Origin of the sequence: Pseudoteredinibacter isoporae, assembly GCF_040372805.1 — a bacterium.
Taxonomy (GTDB): Bacteria; Pseudomonadota; Gammaproteobacteria; order Pseudomonadales; family Cellvibrionaceae; genus Pseudoteredinibacter; species Pseudoteredinibacter isoporae_A.
Genome location: NZ_BAABWJ010000012.1, coordinates 46,609 through 63,947, shown reverse-complemented (window position 1 = coordinate 63,947; position 17,339 = coordinate 46,609). Strand labels below are relative to the sequence as shown.

The following is a 17,339-nucleotide window of genomic DNA, read 5'->3' as shown; positions in this document are numbered from 1 at the left end:
ATACATACCGACGCAATTTTCGCTATTCATATAAACTTCGTGGAACATAAAACCATGTCCAATGAAACCAATATACTCATCATTAACTCCAGTGTGAGACAAACCCGATCAATCACCCGTGAGCTCACAGCTTTGTTTCTGGAAACCTTCAGCTCTCACCAGGCAACCCGCGTCATCCACCGAGACGTAGGGCTCGAGCCGCCTTCATTTATTAATGAAGCCTGGATATCGGCAGCCTTTACCAGCGAAGATCAAAGAACCCCTGAACAGAAAGCCATACTGAAAGAATCCGATCAACTCATTGATGAAATCGCACGGTCCGACATCATCGTGCTAGGCGTTCCGATGTACAACTACTCCATGCCCGCCCCGCTCAAAGCCTGGTTTGATCTCATTGCCCGCGTTGGCCAAACCTTTTCATTTGACCTTGCCCGCGGGGACTATCCCATCGAAGCTATTTTGAAAAACAAAAAACTGCTGGTGCTGTCCTCACGAGGTGAGTTCGGGTTTGAAGAAGGGGCTTCACGCTCCAGGCTGAATGGACTGGACCCAGCACTGCGCGCCTGCGCTCATTACCTCGGCGCCGCCCCAGAGAACATGACCTCAGTCATTGCGGAATACGAAGAATTTAAAGACGAACGCTGGCTGGCGTCTGTGGAGAGAGCCCGTGAGAATACCGCACGTGCAGCTCGCCAGCTGGCTATGCAAATAGGGTAATACGAGCAACAGCAATGAAGCGTCCAACCGAAAGCCTCTCTTTTCATAAAGATGACACACCAACAGGAAATGTAACGACATGAGTAATCCTGACAACCGCCCTGCCCCAAAACGCATTCTGGTTTACGGGGATTCCAACACCTGGGGTTGGATTGGCGTTGACCACGCCTTCCCCAGCACACGATACCGGGATGATGAACGCTGGGCAGGTGTTATGGCCAACGCTCTGGGAGATAACTACCAGATCAGTGTTGATGGGCTGACCGCGCGTTCAACAAACTTAGATGACAGTACAGACTGGAACAGTGTGCATGCACAAATGCTCAACGGTGCTCGCCTTTTACCTCAAGCTATTGCTCGGGAAATGCCGCTGGATCTCGTCATTCTGGCACTCGGCACTAACGATCTGAAAGCCGAATTTGAACGTGACGTTGAGCACATTGCCGAAGCGATTATGAGCTTGGTCGCACTGGTGAATGCAAGCGATTACGGCATTGCTTATGAATATCTTGCCCCCAAAGTTCTCATTGTTACCCCGGCTCTCATCGGAGACATACCCAATGAGGATTTTCGAGCGGCATTTTCAGGTGCAGCTGAAAAATCTCGTGCCCTGCCCGATGCGATTAAACAAGCAGTAAGTGCTGACAATATTGCCGTGGTCGACAGCGCTGAGATCGTCGGAGTGTCCGCTGCAGTAGACGGCCTTCACCTGGATCTGCAGCAACACAAAATACTGGGAAATTATATCGCTACAACGGTCAAAGATATGTTCGCTTAGTACCGTACCGACTTAATACCCACTTAGTGCCGAAGCCCCCCGTCTACTGCTCGCACAGTCAAGTCATCTCAGCGCCGTCAGAGTCATTCGAATTCAGCGTGTTTTGCCATATAATGCTTCTCTCGCAAAAGAGTAAGCGAAGTATTAATACAACACGCTGGTTTGGAAATGAGCAAAAGACGCCTTCCCACAATGAATGCTATTCGAGCATTTGAATCTGCCGCGCGCCTGTTGAGTATTAGCGATGCGGCAAAGGAACTGTCTGTCACGCCAACAGCAATCAGCCATCAAATTCGTCATTTAGAATCCCAACTCGGGGTAAAATTATTTGACCGTTCGGGCCGCAATGTACAACTGACGGCCCATGGCAGCCGAATATTGCCCGACGTGACACTGGGAATGAATTACTTCGCATCGGCATTTGATGATACCTATAACGCCCAAAGCGGCAACACCATCAATATCAGCACAACCCGAGAATTCGCCCGTTACTGGCTGCAGCCGAGACTCGGTGCGTTTTATGAGCGTTTTCCTCAATACAGTGTGAATCTTTTCTCTTCCGAACAATGTGTTGACCTCGACAGCAGCGAAATCGACATTGCCATACGTTATGGAGAAAAATCCGAGCATGACAGCTCGATCTATCTGTTCCAAGAACACTATATCCCAGTGATTCGTGGTGAGCTGTTACGCACTGATGACAACGAGCAAGACATTAACGCCATCGATGGAAAGCGTTTGATCGATGTGCGCTGGGAACGCTCAGACTTAAATGCCCCCACCTGGAAGCGCTGGTTTGATGTCGCCGGGATTTCGACGTATGAAACATTTCAACGCATGTCGTTGGATGCCTACAACCTCGCACTTGACAGCCTGACACGAGGATACGGTGCAGCATTGCTCAGCCGAACCATCGTGGAATCTGAGGAATTTTCTGATCGCTTTGCACGCATCAAAGGCCCGGTTCTACCCGGCTATCACTATCGTCTGATCCAAAACATATCCACAGCCAAGAAAACATCCGTGCGACGCTTTATCGATTGGGTAGAAACTCAGCGTCATCAAAGCGAATAAAAAAAGGCTGGACAGAAGTGAAGTCTCTCACGCCTGCCAGCCCAACCACTACCTTGCTAAAGGTCAGTCTTTCTTTGGAGAGCCACCACTGCTGTATACTTTGTTGTCAACTTCAGGCGGTGCCGATGGATACCAATACTCTGGCTCTGGGTATTCAAAGTCTGCCGGGAAATAATAGGTTTCAAAGACTGTCGTCGTGTCATCTTCTGTATCAAAGAACGCGAAGTGATTTTTACCCATCCATTTTCCAGACTGAATACAGCGATAACCCCGGCGTTCGAATTCTGCCAACCGCGCATCCATTGGCATATCACCACAATCGTATGCAATGTGTTGAATGCCACCCTTAGGATTTCTCTGCAGATAGTCATCGAATATGGTTGGGCCGGACAAGGGCTCCATTAATTCCCAAATGACATTCCCACTGCGGGCAAAGCAAACCTTAATTTCAAATTCCGCCGGACGACCTCGATAGGTCTGCTCAGTGGTATTATCCGGAGAAAAGGTGTAAACCCGCCAAGGGCCGATGCCCAGCTTAACCAGACCGTCCATGGTTTTATCCGCATTGGGGGTTACGATGGCGATCTCAATTGCATCACCTAGAAATGTATTCGAGAGCGTCATCTCCGATTTGGATATCGGCAACTCCAGTTCATCAAATTCGGTCATTGAATACTCCAAGGCCTTCCCCACTGTAAATAACAATCAGGCAAGGCGAATCAGTTATACCTACGGTTCTTAGGTTTTAAACCTGGGGGCCAAGCGTTACGCTACAGCGAATACACCTCGCGTCCGGTCCACTGCTTACTTGAAAATTTCACCCGGAATCGGAGGAGACGCAAAATGATCACTGACATTTGGGTTGCATCCCCATGGGTGACCAATGTCGAACTTCCAGGAACCGTCGGCTTGCTGTCGTACGACTTCAATCCCCGAATGCCCAATTTCTACATCCATGCCGTCCTCGGTTTTCCCGACAACACGCCAGCTGGAATGCATCAAACCGAGATCACCCATCCGGGTAATATGTCGAACAATCAAGTTCATTTTCCCTTTGATGCAAAAAAGGCCATTCTCGAACCCCGCTCTGATCGCATCCCGCCCTTCTAACAAGCAGGCTCCTTCGTGGGGCAGCACCCACGTTACACAATCGGGCTCGTGCAGCTCGATGCCGCATCAAGGTCACCATCATGAAAGGCCTGCACAAGTGCAAAATCGACATCTTCGGGGGTCATGGGTAATTTCATTGAGTTCTCTCTTTTTACAAGAAGGCCAGTGTGCGAAATGAAACGCGATGTCGGCCAGAGGGGTGTTGAGAGCAAATTGACAACTAAGTGACCCTTAACCGTCAATTTGCTCGATGAGCGAATAAAGCTATTTTGAAGTGACGGATGGGGTCCACATATCCAAGTGAAGTTTCCATTGTTCACCGTCTTTCTTGAACACGAGGAGATAGCGACTGTCGCTCGCTTGTCCACTCGTATCAACAAATCTCAACGTTCCAACCGCATAGGCCAGCTCACCTGAATTGTGGACATCATGAATCTCGAGACTGACATGCTTGGCACCAGCCTGAATCACACCCTCCCAAAACTCGCGGATGTTTTCCTTGCCATGAACGGTTGGCGTGCTGGGAGCGTAAACGTAAGCGTCATCTGTATAGGCATGGGAATCGCTGAGGCGTTCGATGTCGCCCTGCATGATGGCCTCGGCCAGCACATTGTTATGCTTGTCAATCGTCTGATGTAGCGTTAACTCAGCGAACGCCAAACTCGAACCGAGTAAAAAGGTCATGGCCGAAATTGTAATCATTTTAAGCATTTTCATGATGCACACCTATTGTCTGATGGATTGAAATAACTGGCTGGCTAATGAAAACAAATAGGATAGATGTTTTCAAAGCCGTTGATTCGATCAGATGCTAAAAACCTACCGAGAATCACACCGGCAAAGCACGCTCTATTTGTTGAAATCATTATAGGGCTTTGCCGTGTAAAGCTTGGTTGAAATGTTCTGAGCAAACGCATGAAAAAAACTAAGCCATCTGGACCGCAATTCATGCCACGTTGATGTTGGGAACAGATGCCCTTGAACTAGAAGAATGCACGGCAAGGCATGCACATATGACAATCCTCTCCAGGCACCGATGCCCAGGACTGCGAAACGATCGCCCAATCTTCTTCTTTCACCAGATTAATGACGCTAATATCATGGGTCACCTGCGATTCATTTTCGGTCATTTCGCAGCCCACAGTAGCGCAGGCTACGTTCCCGTATACCTGTATGTCATAGAACTTAATTTTTTCCGAAAACGACCGTAGAATACCACTCGTTCTGAGCTCGGACATTCGTTCTATAAAGCCCTGGGGCGTCATCGTCTTGATGGGTCTGGCGGATGGAATTATACGCCCTTCAGGGTGAAAACCGGATAGGAAAAGCCCCCAATTCGGAGCACTATCTTCGTTCCAGCATAAGCCGGAATACTGGTTCTGGAGAAGCGCCAGAATGTCGTCATTGTCAGTTGCCATGGTATTAACCTCTCTGTTGTATTTTTCTCAAACACTTGTCAAAAGTCTGTTCGTAGCTTGATCAAATACCGATAAAATGCCGATCGGTACTATTTCCTCATAAGCCCCGGCTCTAAGCCCACAACACAACCGCCAAATTCATGGCAAAAAAAACCGCCAATGGATGGCGGCAAAGAACGCTCTACTGCTTGGAGCTTCACGGGAATGCGGTTACTCGTAGGATTTGACAAGCCGTTCGGATCGGTGCTGAAAAACTTTCACCAGAGTTACGTATACACCGGCAGCGACAAGCATTGAGGGGACCGTAGCACTGATATATGAGAATGCCGACTCTCCCCAACCAAAGCTTAGGATAGAGTAACCAGACAACCAACCGCCCAGGAATAACCACAACAGCATTCCCGACAGTTGCGCAGCAAACGCATACACATTAAAACCGTTGTAAAAGCGGTAAATGCCATGCTCTTCATAGCATTCTTTTACATTGATAATGCCTTTTCGTAAAAAGACATAGTCCGCTATTGATATTGCCCAATAGGGGCCTGCCAATAAGCCGACAAACAACAGAATGATGCCAAACAGGTTCTGTAGTTCGGCATCATAAATAAAGACCAAAGAAGGCAAGGCAACGATAGCCGTGGTCAACTTGTAATTGAACTTGGGGAATATCGACATGAACGCCATAACCCCGGAATATAAAAGCAAAGAACTGGTCGTGATTGTGCCTAAAATAATGATGATCATGGAAATCAGACCTAATTCCAACTTCACTGCCCAAACAGCCGGATCAATTTCGCCGGTCGCCAAGGTCGCAATCCCCCCGGTAATTGCGAAGATAATGCCAATAACCGCCAGGCCTATAAAGGTCCCCCAATAAGCATTCCGTTCAGATGAAGCAAACTTGTTCCAAGAACCCAGATAAGGTTGCCAAGCCACCGCCCAAACCACACAAGTTTCAACGGCAAAGGCGATACCTACCGCACCCGTAGGCTTAAAGTTACTGACGGCGGCCATATGTTCGCTATTCATAATTTTGAACAGAATATAAATAGAAAAACCACCCAGGACAGGCACCGTTACTGTCGAAAGATAGAAGCTCGCTTTCGGGGTCAGCATAACCAGAAACATGGGAATAAGCAGACCGCCTCCTACCGCGTAAACCGTATAATTTCCGGAAAACGAGAAGGACTCTCCCAGGAAAACCTCGCTCGCATTAACCGCAGCCGTGCCGGTCATTGAGGACAGCAAACCTATCCACCCAAAGTTGATAAAGATCAGTACAAAAGCACCGTAATAGGCACCTTTCATCCCAAAAGCCGGGCGCAAAGCCACAACTTCATCCAGGCCATACCGAGCGCCCCTTTGAGAAGACACCGCGCAAACGGCGTACGCAAACAAGTTTGCCGTAATCGAAATCAACACCATTGGCCAGAGGCCCAGCCCTTCTGCGTAGTAACTTCCCACCATGAAGGTCGCCAGCAGAATATTCCCTCCAGCCCACAGAAGCACCAGAGAAATGAAACCAGCGTCTCGATCCGATGGAGAAATGGGCGCCAATGTATTTTCAGTAACCGTTTGCATATTCAAACCTCTTTTTAATCGGCACACACCACAAACAAAGACACCAACAAGGGAATGCAAGACAGGAAAAAAAGGATCAGGTGATCGGCTTTATTAACCCGACCGGCTTCTACAACTTCTTGATTCATGTCGACCTCGCATCAGTTGTTAATCATTTTCAAGCATCTTACACCCTGCCTTCGCGACACGCAGATGAAAGTCATTCATCAAGAGGCTGAGAAAAATTTGACTGAAAGAAGCGAGATCAGGGGCTAGCATTAGTGTGTATATAGAGCCCACAGAAGATCAGCTCGCAATCATTCACGTTCAATATTTGACTTATAGAAATGAAATTAAAAAACAAGACGGCCCTTGTCACTGGGGCCTCACGGGGGATCGGTCTGTCCATTGCCAAACGATTTTTGAGCGAAGGCAGCAATGTGGTGCTCAGCTATCTGGCAAAGGATCCTTTGAGCACAGAAGACCTGGGCATACTGCAACGTTACAAAGAGCAGTGTCTTATTGTTGAATGCGATGTGCGTATCAATCAGCACATTGAACGCTGCGTGGAACAAACATTGTCTCGTTTTTCCAGCATCGACACACTGATCAATAACGCCGGTGTCGCACACAATGCACCGCTGACTGAAACCACCATGGACCAGTTTGATGACCTGATGAGCGTTAACCTGAGGGGGGCCTTCAATATGAGCCGCTGCGCCATTCCCAGTATGCTCGAGGCCACAGTCAGTTCCAGCATCATCAACATCAGCTCTGAGTTGGCGTATCTGGGGCGCGCGAAAAACAGCGCTTACTGTGCCTCAAAAGCCGCCCTTATCGGACTGACTCGCTCCTGGGCGAGAGAATTTTCCCCCAAAATTCGCGTGAATGCGATTGCTCCGGGTCCAACCAGTACGCGAATGTGTGACCCCAATATCATGCACGAGGAAGAGCTCGCTATGGAGCTCAACAATCCAATGAAACGTTTTGGGCGATGCAGCGAAATTGCGGCGACGGCGGTGTTCCTGGCATCGGACGAATCATCTTATTTCACAGGACAATGTTTGGGCCCCAATGGCGGCGCAGCAATGTACTAGAGCTCGAACTCTGCACAAAGGTCAGTCTATGCAGCAAGAATACAAGAACAAAAACGTCGTCGTCACTGGTGGGTTCAGCGGCATCGGCAAGGCCGTCGCAACGGCGTACGCCCAAGAAGGTGCGAACGTGTTTCTCATCGATGCCAATCCCGCAGTCGCTGAAACAGCCAACGCCATCGCCGCGCAAACCCAAGCCAAGGTTATCGCCCTGCATTGCGATATCAGCGTAGAAAGCTGTGTTAACGAGGCCTTCTCAACAATCGACGCTATCGACATTTTTATCGCCAACGCGGGCATAGAAGCAGCCACACCGATTGATGAGCCCATGGCGGCTGGCCTGGCAAACTTCAGAAAAATCATGGACGTCAACATTACCGGGACGTTTTTGACCCTAGCCTCTGCCCGCAAAAAAATGAGCGCCGGTGCATCGATTGTCATCACATCGTCGATTTGGGGAAAAACAGCGGTTCCGGACTTCTCCGCGTATAACGCCAGCAAACATGCCAACCTCGGCTTGATGCGGACCTTGGCCAAAGAACTGGGCCCTCAAGGCATACGCGTCAATGCCATATGCCCGGGGTGGGTTAAAACCGGGCCCGCCATGGAATCACTGAAAATCATGGCCGGGGAAAAAGGTTGCAGCGAAGAATCATTGCTGAAAAGACTCAGCGAAGAACAATGCTTCGGAGATGTGCAGTCGCCGGAGGACGTTGCGCTGTCCTATCTCATGCTGACATCAAGATACGCCATCAACGTAACCGGGCAGGCGATCAATGCAGATCGCGGCGCCCTCTTGGTTTAAGCCGCCAATTCCTTATTGAGAGCAGATTATGACCTATCACCCTCATATTCCCGATGGTTCCAATGCCACCATCCACTCAGCGGTTTCCGCGACGGGAACACCCGTCTACGGTGAAACATACCGAATTCCTGCGCGATGCGGCGTGGCCGTCATTGCGAAGGACGGCGACCTCCTGAACATTAACAATCCAAGTGGCTATCAGGTGTGTGACTTTTGGGCCTTTCGCCTGAACAATCTCAATGAATATTTGTCGATGAGCCACAGTCGAACCCACTTGGGAAAGCTTATCCCTGAGCTTGGAGATACACTGGTCAGCAATCTGAGAAGCAATATGGTAACTCTGGAGAGCAGCGACACACCCATCTCCCATGACACCCTCATTGCCGCCTGCGATCACCACCGCTATCAACAGCTCGGTGTTCACGCTTATCACGATAACTGTACCGACAATCTCAGAATGGCAACGCAAGCCATTGGACAAAAGATTCCGTTGGTTCCCGACCCATTCAATCTTTGGATGAATGTCCCAATCTCTCCTTCCAACACAGTGAGTTTTGAGCCGCCGGTGTCTAGTGAGAACAGCCGTGTTCTGCTCAGAATTCACGGTGATTGCCTGTTGGTCATGTCTGCATGCCCACAAGACATCACCCCGGTAAATGGCGAGGGGAAGAACCCAAGCCATTTGGAATTCAGTATTTCAAATTGAACATCAACAAGCGATTCACATGAGGAAAATCATATGAGCACTCCAGAGCAAAACAAACAGGCCGTCGCTAATATTTACGGCATTTGCTGGAATAACGGCGACATGAATGAAATCGATAACATTTTTGATGATAATGTTGAGCACGATCAATTTCTGCCAGAGTGGCCGAAAGGGAAAGAAGGCTTTAAAACCTTGGTGTCTTTTTGGCGAGAAGCCTTCCCAGACATTCATGAAGAAGCGTTGGAGCTGATTGCCGAAGGCAACAAAGTAGCCAGCCGATTCCGCCTGACCGGCACACATCTCGGTGATTTCTATGGTATCCCAGGCACGGGGCGAAAAATTGACATTCTGGGCGCAGAAATCTTTGAGTTCAAAGACGGCAAAGTTGTTCAGTATTACTACCATGAAGATACCATGGGCCTGTTCACCCAGTTGGGTTTAATGCCTGTCGGCCAGAATAAAATTGCCGGCGTAAATTCCTGAGCAAAACACTGCCCGTAACATCGCTCCTGCCCCATAGATGAGCTATTTACTGGCATCAGCTAAAGAAATCTAGTTTGTAGGAATTCGATAGCTGAACGAGCATCGTAGGCTCCAAGACAGGAGAGCCTACGATGATTGCACACCCAATTAAATGGCCCAATGGGGCAAAAATCGCCTGCGCAATAAGCTTTGATATTGATGCAGACAGTTTGATACATATATCCCGACCTAAAGACGGTTTTGATCGTTTGTGCCCGGTCTCCATGGGAAAGTATGGCCCTACTGTAGCCATCCCAAGAATTCTGGACACCTTCAAAAAGTTCGGTATTAAACAAACCTTTTTTATTCCTGCCTGGTGCATGTCTCAATACCCAGAGATGGTGGAGCGCATACTCGAAGGCGGACACGAAATTGGCCATCACGGCTATATTCACGAAGACCCAACCCGACACTCGGCCGACGAGCAAATAGAGTGGTTTGAACGAGCCATTGAAGTCCACCAATCTATGACCGGCAGCAAACCTCTGGGTTATCGAGCGCCTGTCTACAACGTCAACGATACAGTTATAGATTTACTGTTGAAGCACTCGTTTTTATACGAAAGCTCAATGATGGCTGATGATATTCCATATCTATTGCAAAAAGGCGACCAGCAACTGGTTGAGATTCCAGTTCACTGGGCCAACGACGACTGGCCTCCGTTTGCACACTACCCTGAAATTGACTACATGATGCATGTGCAAGCCGCCTCCACTGGTCTCGCAGGCTTCTGGGAAGAATTTGAAGCGCAATACGAAGCTTCAGGATTCTGGATGTCTATCTGGCACCCGTTTTTAACCGGCCGGCTGACGCGATGGGCACAGGTCGAAAAATGGCTGGAGTCCGTTCTTTCCCGTAACGACTGCTGGTTTGCGCCTCTGTCTGAAATTGCACAGTACGTTGCACAACAAGATCGAGACAAACAACAAAACATTCGAAAGGACACACTCCCCTATTACCAGGATGTTCAAATTCCAAAACTCTAACGTGCAAATTTTATTCATCTATAGGCTGAAATTATTTCGCATGTCTGAATCGCCAATTTATATATATTTGAATTGCAGGGTTTGAATCCGAACTTTAAATCTCGCTATAGCAATAATGATTAAGTTCATAAGAGGAGAATAAATATGTCCAGCTTAATAACACATAAAAAATATAGACTTTCAACCGCCATATCGTGTGCCATCATTATGGGATCATCGGCATTTTCCAATGCGCAGGACTTCGCACTGGAAGAAGTTGTGGTTACCGCTCAGAAACGATCCGAGTCTGTGCAGAGTATTGGCCTGACGGTTTCGGCCCTGACTGGGGACGAGCTTAAAGAAGCCAATGTCGATGACATTACCAAGATCGCGGCCAATGTACCCAACGTGCAGGTCAACCACGGTTTCGGCCCAACCAATTTCAATATTCGTGGCCTTGGCGTGAACGAGTTTTCCAGCAATCTGGATTCGCCTATTGCGGTTCACCTGGACGAAGGTTACATTTCCAAAGGCTTTACAACCAGCTTAATGCTCTTTGACATTCAACGAGTGGAAGCACTGAAAGGCCCTCAGGGTACTTTGTTTGGTCGAAATGCCACAGGCGGCGCGGTCAACTTCTTTACCAACAAACCTGGTGATGAATTTGAAGCCAGTTTGCAGGTCGGCTATGACGATTACCAGACCGTGCGAACCGAAGCTTACATCAACACACCGCTTTCCGACGGTTTGAATTTTCGCTTATCCGGCTTCAGCACCAAGCAAAACAAAGGTTACTATGACAATCTCACTCGTGGCGATGACGAGGGCAAAATCGACAAGTGGGCACTCCGTTCACAGTTGGCCTGGTCCTTCGACTCTACCGATGTGAATTTATCTCTCTCTTACGGTGAAGACAGCTCCTCATTTATCCCTTATGAAGGTGCCGGTATTTTCACACCCGACTCTTTGGCTGCCGGAGCCCCTGAATTCTGCTCCGAATACCTCAGTGGCACTGTCACTGGTGGTTCGGCAAATTGTGTTCGCGGTATCGATGGTTTGAATCCGGGCGACAATGACCCGTTTACGTCTAACGGCGGTACCGAGCACATCGTGAACAACGAAGCTCAAAATGCCCTGCTCCGCATTGACCATGATCTTGGTTGGGCCACCTTAACCTCGATCAGTTCCTATCAGGATTTTGTACGTGATCAGCAGGAAGACGCCGACGGCACACCGGGCGGCGGAGTAGAGATTTTCTACTACGACCTGGTTGAAACTTTTAGTCAGGAACTTCGATTGACGTCTGATAACGACGGCATGTGGAACTACGTTCTGGGCTTTTACTATTTGGACGATGAATTTTATCAAGCTGAATACCTTCGTATTTTAGGCGGTGCCGCACCAGGTTTCTTCACTGAGTTCAATCAGAACAGTGAAGCGGTGGCTCTGTTTGCCCATAACGATTTCCAGTTGACGGAAAGCCTGGCTCTGACGCTCGGCGTACGCTGGAGCGAAGAAGATGTCGAGATCAATGGTGGAACGGATTTTGGTACAGGTCTGGTGCGCTCACTAGGCGGTCGTGATGTTCCAGAAAACATTGTCGGTACTGCCGCAGTGTCATCCGAAGTTGCTGGCGGCGGCAAGCGTAACGATGAAAACGTAACCTATAAGCTGGGTGCCAAATGGGAGCCAGAACTGGATCAGTTCGACCAGTTTATGGCCTTCATCAACTACTCCACTGGATTCCGTTCTGGCGGCTTCAACGCAACGTTCGTTTCCCGACAGGAAGGCTTTACTTCGCTAGAGCCTGAAGAAATCACAGCCTACGAAGGTGGCATTAAAACGACCTTTTGGGATGGCCGCGCACGTCTTAATGTCTCAGGTTTTATTTACGAGTTTGAAAACGGCATCGTAAATGTAGACAACGAGAATGCGCCACTGCCAATCGCTGTGAATGCAGCCGAAATCGATACCAAGGGTATTGAGATTGATGGACAATTCCTGTTGACTGAAAAGTTGGAACTGCAACTGGGCTTTGGTTGGTTGGATTCTGAAATCGTCAGTAATATTACCGCCGGCGGTCAAAGCTTGAATGGAAACACCCCAGTTAACGCGCCAGAGTATACCTTCAACGGCTTGCTGCGATATGAAACCGACATCAACGAAAACTGGGCGGCGGCATTTTCAACCGATTGGAGCTGGAGAGACGACCAGTACCTGGAAACGGTAAATGCGCCTTCCAACCTGCAAGAAGACTATTGGCTGCACAATGCTCGCGTCACGCTGTCCAGCAGCGACGGGAAGTATGAGTTCAGTCTGTATGGTCACAACATTGCTGACAAAGAATACCGCACCTACGTAAACGATCTCCCAACCTTAGGCTGGCTGTTGAATATTTACGGCCAACCTCGCACCTTTGGCGTCTCTGCGTCTATTTATTTCTAAACACGAAAACCGGCCAGCGTTTACGCTGGCCTTCTTTCAGGTAGGTAAAAATGAAACATACTCACGCATATAAACCCGCGCACGAGCTCGCTAGACTGATCCGCACCGGAGAGTTGTCGGCTCTGACCTTGATGGAAGAAACCATCGATCGAATCAAAGCACGCAACCCCTCATTGAATGCCTTTGTCATTACCGGATTCAATGACGCCCTTGATGCTGCCAAGAAAGCCGATCAGATGGTGAAAGATGGCGCCCCTCTGGGCCCTCTGCACGGTGTCCCTGTCGCGATGAAAGACCTGTTCGATTTCAAACCTGGGTGGGTATCTACCCTGGGCGGTGTCAAGGCACTGGAAAACAACGTGGTCGAAAACCAATGCGCGTTTACCGAACGAATGGAGGCGGCGGGAGCCATCATCGTGGGCAAAACCAACAGCCCTACTTTTGGATTTCGCGGCACCTGTGATAATTTTGTATTTGGTCCAACCAAAAACCCCTTCAATCTCGACCGCAACAGCGGTGGCTCTTCTGGTGGCAGCGCGGCAGCGGTAGCAGACGGTCTCGTCTCCCTGGCGGAAGGCACCGATGCGGGCGGTTCGATACGTATTCCTTCAGCCTGGTGCAATACATACGGTTTCAAACCCTCTTTCGGCCGATCGCCGATTCTGATTCGCCCAAATGCCTTCGGCGCGACTACACCATTTATTCATATGGGCCCCATTACACGAAATGTTAAAGATGCCGTGATCGCTCTCGACATCCTGTGTGGGCCACACCCAGCGGATCCCCTCACCGTTGTACCGAAAGAAGACCTGCAATCTCACCTTGGAAAAGATGTCACGGGTTTGAGAGTAGCCTTCACCGAAGATTTCGGCGTGTTCCCCGTCGAACCTGAAATCCGCGAAGGCGTACGAGCAACCGCAGAGAAGTTAAAGCAAGCTGGCGTGTCCGTTGAAAATGTGGATATCGATCTTGGGTACGATCATTTCGAGCTAGGTGAATTGTGGTGCCGCCTGATGGCCCCGCTGAATACACATGTACTCGATAGTCTGGAGCAGGCAGGTGTGGATCTGCTTGAAAACCCTGAGCAGCTGCCCCCCGATTTGCGGCGTTGGAACGATTACGTCAACAACACGATGAGCATGCGTGACTACTATCGCGATCAAGGCATTCGATCTGAGATCTTCGAGAAGCTGCAAAGCGTGTTCGAAGACTATGACGCGATTATCTCCCCAACCCTGGCCTGCTTCCCTGTTCCTAATGACACCAACGGCGACACCAAAGGACCCACGGAACTGAATGGCGAAAAAGTGGAGCCACTGATTGGTTGGTGCCTTACCTATTTGGCCAACTTTACAGGTCACCCTGCCGCCAGCATCCCAGCTGGACTCGGCTCTGAAGGTCTGCCTATGGGTCTGCATATCATGGGTAAATCTGGCCAGGACGGAACAGTCATTGCCCTTAGCGAAGCCTTGGAAAAAGTAGCGCCCTGGGAGCAACACTATGAAAACTGCGACTCCCGCCCCCTGTAACGAAGACTAGTAACTGTCGGTATTGATTAGAGACGCTGTTGGAGTGTCTCTATACCGATCTGCTTCATCCAAAAGCCAATCCTGAAACGCGACAATTTTGTGTTTACTGGAATGGCTTTTTTCACACACCAAGTAGTAACTTTTATCCTTCAGGAAATAGTCCACATTGGTGGGAACAACCAGGGCTCCGGATTCCAAATAAGACGACGCTGACAACGTGCTGCACAGAGCTACCCCGCGGCAATCGAGAGCGGCCTGCAAACAAATATATTCATCGCTGTAAGTTTCAGCATAATTGGCTTTTTTCGATGAGGTCCCCGATAAATCAAACCACATTTCCCAAGTGGGATCGTCGGGGTCTTGATTCTCAGTCCACTCATAAACGATCAGCGGAAATTCCAACAACTCTTCCGGCTTAAGTTTCTTGCTTTCTTTGTGTTCCAGCAACTTGGGGGAACACACTGGCACAACAAAGTTGTTGAGAACCCAAACAAAGTGAGACCCGTCGTAGTTTCCTTTACCATGACGAATTGCGATATCAACGTTATTGGAGGTAATCTCCTTAACGCTGTCACTGGCATCAATCTTCAAACTGTATTGAGGGTATTGGCTACGAAATCGGTGCGCTCGTTTAGACAACCAATTGGTCGCAAACGATTTTGTGGTGGTGACAATAAGCGGTCCTTCGCTCTCACTCACCGATAACGCATTGACCGCTTCGTGCAGTTTTAAAAACGCTTCACTGGCCAAGGGCGCAAAGACTTTGCCTTCGTTGGTCAGGCTCAATGAACGAGTAAGCCGGTTGAAGAGTTTAACACCCAGCTCTTCTTCAAGCGATTTAATGTTATGGCTTATTGCTGTGGGAGTTACGTTCAACTCATCAGCAGCTTTTTTAAAACTGAGATGCTTAGCGGCGACCACAAAAGCCTGAACCCCCCTAAGCTGAGGAAGTCTGTCCATTATCGTCTCTCAAGCGAATTCTTATTGTCATTAAAAACATTCTACTCGAATGGGCTTACGACTAGAGCTGATCTAGACCTTGCCTGGTACAAATCCAAAGCCAATATAGTATAAGCTGATATTGATTTTTTACACCATTTTTCGATAAAAGCCATCACTAACAATAGGTTTTAGGCGGGCACTACAACCCCGCCAGGGTCTTTTCAATGAACTTCGCCACTTTTAGCAAGGCGTCGTCACGATTTCGAGGGGACGACAACATGAGTCCGAAAGGCAGTCCTCCGCCCGGTGGTTTAAGAGGGATCGATACACCCGGCATATCCAAAAAGCTGCCCAGCATAGTATTGCCTAAAATTCGCTGATTATAGCGTTCATAGAATTCAATGTTGTTCAACACGCTTTGCGCCTCGACCGGCACAACCGGAACGGTCGGAAACATGAAGAACTGATGTTCAGGTAATGTCGATAAACTCTCAATGAGTTCACTCCGAATGCTCAGTAATTTGTCCTTTCCCGACGCCTTAAGCCGTCCGGCTTTTGACAAACGTCGCTGAGTGAACTCCTGTAAGCCACTCGTACTCTGACTCAACAGATGGCCATAGTTCTCATAGGCCTCATAAGACACTAGCGTACCGTACTTGGAAAACAATTCGCTGACCGCCTCAAACTGAGGCTGACGCTCAACGCGAATGTTCAATCCACCGTTGCGCAAACTTGTAATGAGAGATGAAAACTTGGATTTAACTCTCGGATCAAGCTCATTACTGACCTCGTGATCCGGTATCAGCAATTCAATCGATTCCGGCCCCTGAAGATCCGGATTTTGAGAGCTGGCATCCGACAAGAGAGTGTGAATCGTGAGGCAATCGTTGACGCCTCTGGAAAAGAAACCCACGGTGTCCAATGTAGGAGACAGTGGCAAAATATCTGAAATATCGTGAATGCCAGAGCTTGGTCTGAAACCAACAACCCCCTGAACTGCGGCGGGAACTCTCACTGAACCGGAAGTGTCGGTTCCGATGGCGATGGGTGTGAGTCCCTGTGCCACCGCCGCAGCGGAACCACTTGAGGAACCACCCGGAATATAACGCTTCGTACGGCTGCATACATTCTCAGGCGTGCCGAATACGGTGTTGATGCCAACACCGGAAAAAGCCAATTCACTCATGGTCGATTTTGCCATGGGAATCAAACCATGTGACAACAATTGCCTACAAAACTTGGAACTGATGGTGGCCGGTTCAGATTCCATGGCCGCCGAGCCATTACTGGTTACATACCCTTCCAGATGAAAATTGTCCTTGATGACAATCGGCACCCCATCTAACGGGCCGAGATCACGCTTCAAACGATGACGTAAATCACTTTGAGTCCAAGCTTCCTCGGCCATTTCAACACACGAACTGGTGAACACGCCGCTGGACACGGAAAAGTCGGCTTGGATGGCCTTGCTGACATCCTTAGGGCTGCATATACCGGCACGGTATGCGGACACAAGTGCATTGGCGCTGCACGTTCTGGCAAAATACCTGAGTTGCTCCAACTTTGGTTCTTCTCGCATGCGATAGGGGCTTCCTACTATTAGGGGACGCCTTATTTTCGATCACGGGGAATGCAATTACAAAAGAAGGGTAATCACCTATCGCATGAGATATT

At 49.1% G+C, this 17,339-nt stretch carries 17 protein-coding genes; 10 read left to right on the top strand and 7 right to left on the bottom strand.

Going from position 1 to position 17,339, the window contains the following annotated elements; translation table 11 throughout:
* Window positions 1-54: 54 nt before the first annotated feature.
* The 3 genes from ABWW03_RS18550 to ABWW03_RS18540 all read left to right on the top strand — a co-directional run bounded on the left by ABWW03_RS18550 (window position 55) and on the right by ABWW03_RS18540 (window position 2,569).
* The gene (locus tag ABWW03_RS18550; protein WP_353410919.1) at window positions 55-717 is read left to right on the top strand and encodes an FMN-dependent NADH-azoreductase; all 663 of its coding nucleotides are present in this window, start codon (window positions 55-57) and stop codon (window positions 715-717) included.
* Between the two features lie 79 nt (window positions 718-796).
* On the top strand, window positions 797-1,495 hold the full coding sequence (locus tag ABWW03_RS18545; protein ID WP_353410917.1) for a GDSL-type esterase/lipase family protein: 699 nt from the start codon (window positions 797-799) through the stop codon (window positions 1,493-1,495).
* A gap of 168 nt (window positions 1,496-1,663) precedes the next feature.
* A complete protein-coding gene (locus ABWW03_RS18540; RefSeq protein WP_353410915.1) occupies window positions 1,664-2,569 on the top strand; it encodes a LysR substrate-binding domain-containing protein in 906 nt (301 codons plus the stop codon).
* Between the two features lie 63 nt (window positions 2,570-2,632).
* Here ABWW03_RS18540 and ABWW03_RS18535 read toward each other — a convergent pair whose 3' ends face one another.
* From ABWW03_RS18535 to ABWW03_RS18515, 5 genes are all read right to left on the bottom strand, one after another.
* Complete coding sequence (locus ABWW03_RS18535) at window positions 2,633-3,238, bottom strand: VOC family protein (RefSeq protein ID WP_353410913.1); 606 nt, start codon at window positions 3,236-3,238, stop codon at window positions 2,633-2,635.
* Window positions 3,239-3,373: 135 nt separating this feature from the next.
* The gene (locus tag ABWW03_RS18530) at window positions 3,374-3,610 is read right to left on the bottom strand and encodes a hypothetical protein (protein ID WP_353410911.1); all 237 of its coding nucleotides are present in this window, start codon (window positions 3,608-3,610) and stop codon (window positions 3,374-3,376) included.
* Between the two features lie 333 nt (window positions 3,611-3,943).
* The gene (locus ABWW03_RS18525) at window positions 3,944-4,396 is read right to left on the bottom strand and encodes a YybH family protein (protein ID WP_353410909.1); all 453 of its coding nucleotides are present in this window, start codon (window positions 4,394-4,396) and stop codon (window positions 3,944-3,946) included.
* 266 nt (window positions 4,397-4,662) lie between these two features.
* A complete protein-coding gene (locus ABWW03_RS18520) occupies window positions 4,663-5,097 on the bottom strand; it encodes a hypothetical protein (RefSeq protein ID WP_353410907.1) in 435 nt (144 codons plus the stop codon).
* Between the two features lie 210 nt (window positions 5,098-5,307).
* On the bottom strand, window positions 5,308-6,678 hold the full coding sequence (locus ABWW03_RS18515; RefSeq protein WP_353410905.1) for a cytosine permease: 1,371 nt from the start codon (window positions 6,676-6,678) through the stop codon (window positions 5,308-5,310).
* A 326-nt stretch (window positions 6,679-7,004) separates the two neighbouring features.
* Here ABWW03_RS18515 and ABWW03_RS18510 point away from each other — a divergent pair, with 326 nt between their 5' ends.
* The 7 genes from ABWW03_RS18510 to ABWW03_RS18480 all read left to right on the top strand — a co-directional run bounded on the left by ABWW03_RS18510 (window position 7,005) and on the right by ABWW03_RS18480 (window position 14,723).
* Window positions 7,005-7,754: an SDR family NAD(P)-dependent oxidoreductase gene (locus ABWW03_RS18510; RefSeq protein WP_353410903.1), complete on the top strand. Its 750-nt coding sequence runs from the start codon at window positions 7,005-7,007 to the stop codon at window positions 7,752-7,754.
* A gap of 28 nt (window positions 7,755-7,782) precedes the next feature.
* Window positions 7,783-8,556 (top strand): SDR family NAD(P)-dependent oxidoreductase, encoded by a 774-nt coding sequence (locus ABWW03_RS18505; protein ID WP_353410901.1) that lies wholly within the window; start codon window positions 7,783-7,785, stop codon window positions 8,554-8,556.
* A gap of 28 nt (window positions 8,557-8,584) precedes the next feature.
* The gene (locus ABWW03_RS18500) at window positions 8,585-9,262 is read left to right on the top strand and encodes an urea carboxylase-associated family protein (RefSeq protein ID WP_353410899.1); all 678 of its coding nucleotides are present in this window, start codon (window positions 8,585-8,587) and stop codon (window positions 9,260-9,262) included.
* Between the two features lie 33 nt (window positions 9,263-9,295).
* Window positions 9,296-9,745, top strand: a complete 450-nt coding sequence (locus ABWW03_RS18495; RefSeq protein ID WP_353410897.1) for an ester cyclase — start codon at window positions 9,296-9,298, stop codon at window positions 9,743-9,745.
* A 131-nt stretch (window positions 9,746-9,876) separates the two neighbouring features.
* Window positions 9,877-10,770: a polysaccharide deacetylase family protein gene (locus ABWW03_RS18490; RefSeq protein ID WP_353410895.1), complete on the top strand. Its 894-nt coding sequence runs from the start codon at window positions 9,877-9,879 to the stop codon at window positions 10,768-10,770.
* Window positions 10,771-10,914: 144 nt separating this feature from the next.
* Window positions 10,915-13,194, top strand: a complete 2,280-nt coding sequence (locus ABWW03_RS18485) for a TonB-dependent receptor (protein WP_353410893.1) — start codon at window positions 10,915-10,917, stop codon at window positions 13,192-13,194.
* A gap of 50 nt (window positions 13,195-13,244) precedes the next feature.
* Complete coding sequence (locus ABWW03_RS18480; RefSeq protein WP_353410891.1) at window positions 13,245-14,723, top strand: amidase; 1,479 nt, start codon at window positions 13,245-13,247, stop codon at window positions 14,721-14,723.
* Between the two features lie 6 nt (window positions 14,724-14,729).
* Here the strand turns inward: ABWW03_RS18480 and ABWW03_RS18475 are convergent, their stop codons facing one another.
* The gene (locus ABWW03_RS18475) at window positions 14,730-15,683 is read right to left on the bottom strand and encodes a LysR substrate-binding domain-containing protein (RefSeq protein ID WP_353410889.1); all 954 of its coding nucleotides are present in this window, start codon (window positions 15,681-15,683) and stop codon (window positions 14,730-14,732) included.
* Between the two features lie 181 nt (window positions 15,684-15,864).
* The gene (locus ABWW03_RS18470; protein ID WP_353410887.1) at window positions 15,865-17,244 is read right to left on the bottom strand and encodes an amidase family protein; all 1,380 of its coding nucleotides are present in this window, start codon (window positions 17,242-17,244) and stop codon (window positions 15,865-15,867) included.
* Window positions 17,245-17,339: the final 95 nt, after the last annotated feature.

Bases quoted from the DNA above. Each gene is read 5' to 3' on its own strand.
- ABWW03_RS18500 (WP_353410899.1), top strand. From the start codon at position 8,585: ATGACCTATCACCCTCATATTCCCGATGGTTCCAATGCCACCATCCAC.
- ABWW03_RS18475 (WP_353410889.1), bottom strand. From the start codon at position 15,683: ATGGACAGACTTCCTCAGCTTAGGGGGGTTCAGGCTTTTGTGGTCGCC.
- ABWW03_RS18480 (WP_353410891.1), top strand. From the start codon at position 13,245: ATGAAACATACTCACGCATATAAACCCGCGCACGAGCTCGCTAGACTG.
- ABWW03_RS18535 (WP_353410913.1), bottom strand. From the start codon at position 3,238: ATGACCGAATTTGATGAACTGGAGTTGCCGATATCCAAATCGGAGATG.
- ABWW03_RS18525 (WP_353410909.1), bottom strand. From the start codon at position 4,396: ATGAAAATGCTTAAAATGATTACAATTTCGGCCATGACCTTTTTACTC.
- ABWW03_RS18495 (WP_353410897.1), top strand. From the start codon at position 9,296: ATGAGCACTCCAGAGCAAAACAAACAGGCCGTCGCTAATATTTACGGC.
- ABWW03_RS18520 (WP_353410907.1), bottom strand. From the start codon at position 5,097: ATGGCAACTGACAATGACGACATTCTGGCGCTTCTCCAGAACCAGTAT.
- ABWW03_RS18510 (WP_353410903.1), top strand. From the start codon at position 7,005: ATGAAATTAAAAAACAAGACGGCCCTTGTCACTGGGGCCTCACGGGGG.
- ABWW03_RS18470 (WP_353410887.1), bottom strand. From the start codon at position 17,244: ATGCGAGAAGAACCAAAGTTGGAGCAACTCAGGTATTTTGCCAGAACG.
- ABWW03_RS18550 (WP_353410919.1), top strand. From the start codon at position 55: ATGTCCAATGAAACCAATATACTCATCATTAACTCCAGTGTGAGACAA.
- ABWW03_RS18505 (WP_353410901.1), top strand. From the start codon at position 7,783: ATGCAGCAAGAATACAAGAACAAAAACGTCGTCGTCACTGGTGGGTTC.
- ABWW03_RS18545 (WP_353410917.1), top strand. From the start codon at position 797: ATGAGTAATCCTGACAACCGCCCTGCCCCAAAACGCATTCTGGTTTAC.
- ABWW03_RS18485 (WP_353410893.1), top strand. From the start codon at position 10,915: ATGTCCAGCTTAATAACACATAAAAAATATAGACTTTCAACCGCCATA.
- ABWW03_RS18515 (WP_353410905.1), bottom strand. From the start codon at position 6,678: ATGCAAACGGTTACTGAAAATACATTGGCGCCCATTTCTCCATCGGAT.
- ABWW03_RS18540 (WP_353410915.1), top strand. From the start codon at position 1,664: ATGAGCAAAAGACGCCTTCCCACAATGAATGCTATTCGAGCATTTGAA.
- ABWW03_RS18490 (WP_353410895.1), top strand. From the start codon at position 9,877: ATGATTGCACACCCAATTAAATGGCCCAATGGGGCAAAAATCGCCTGC.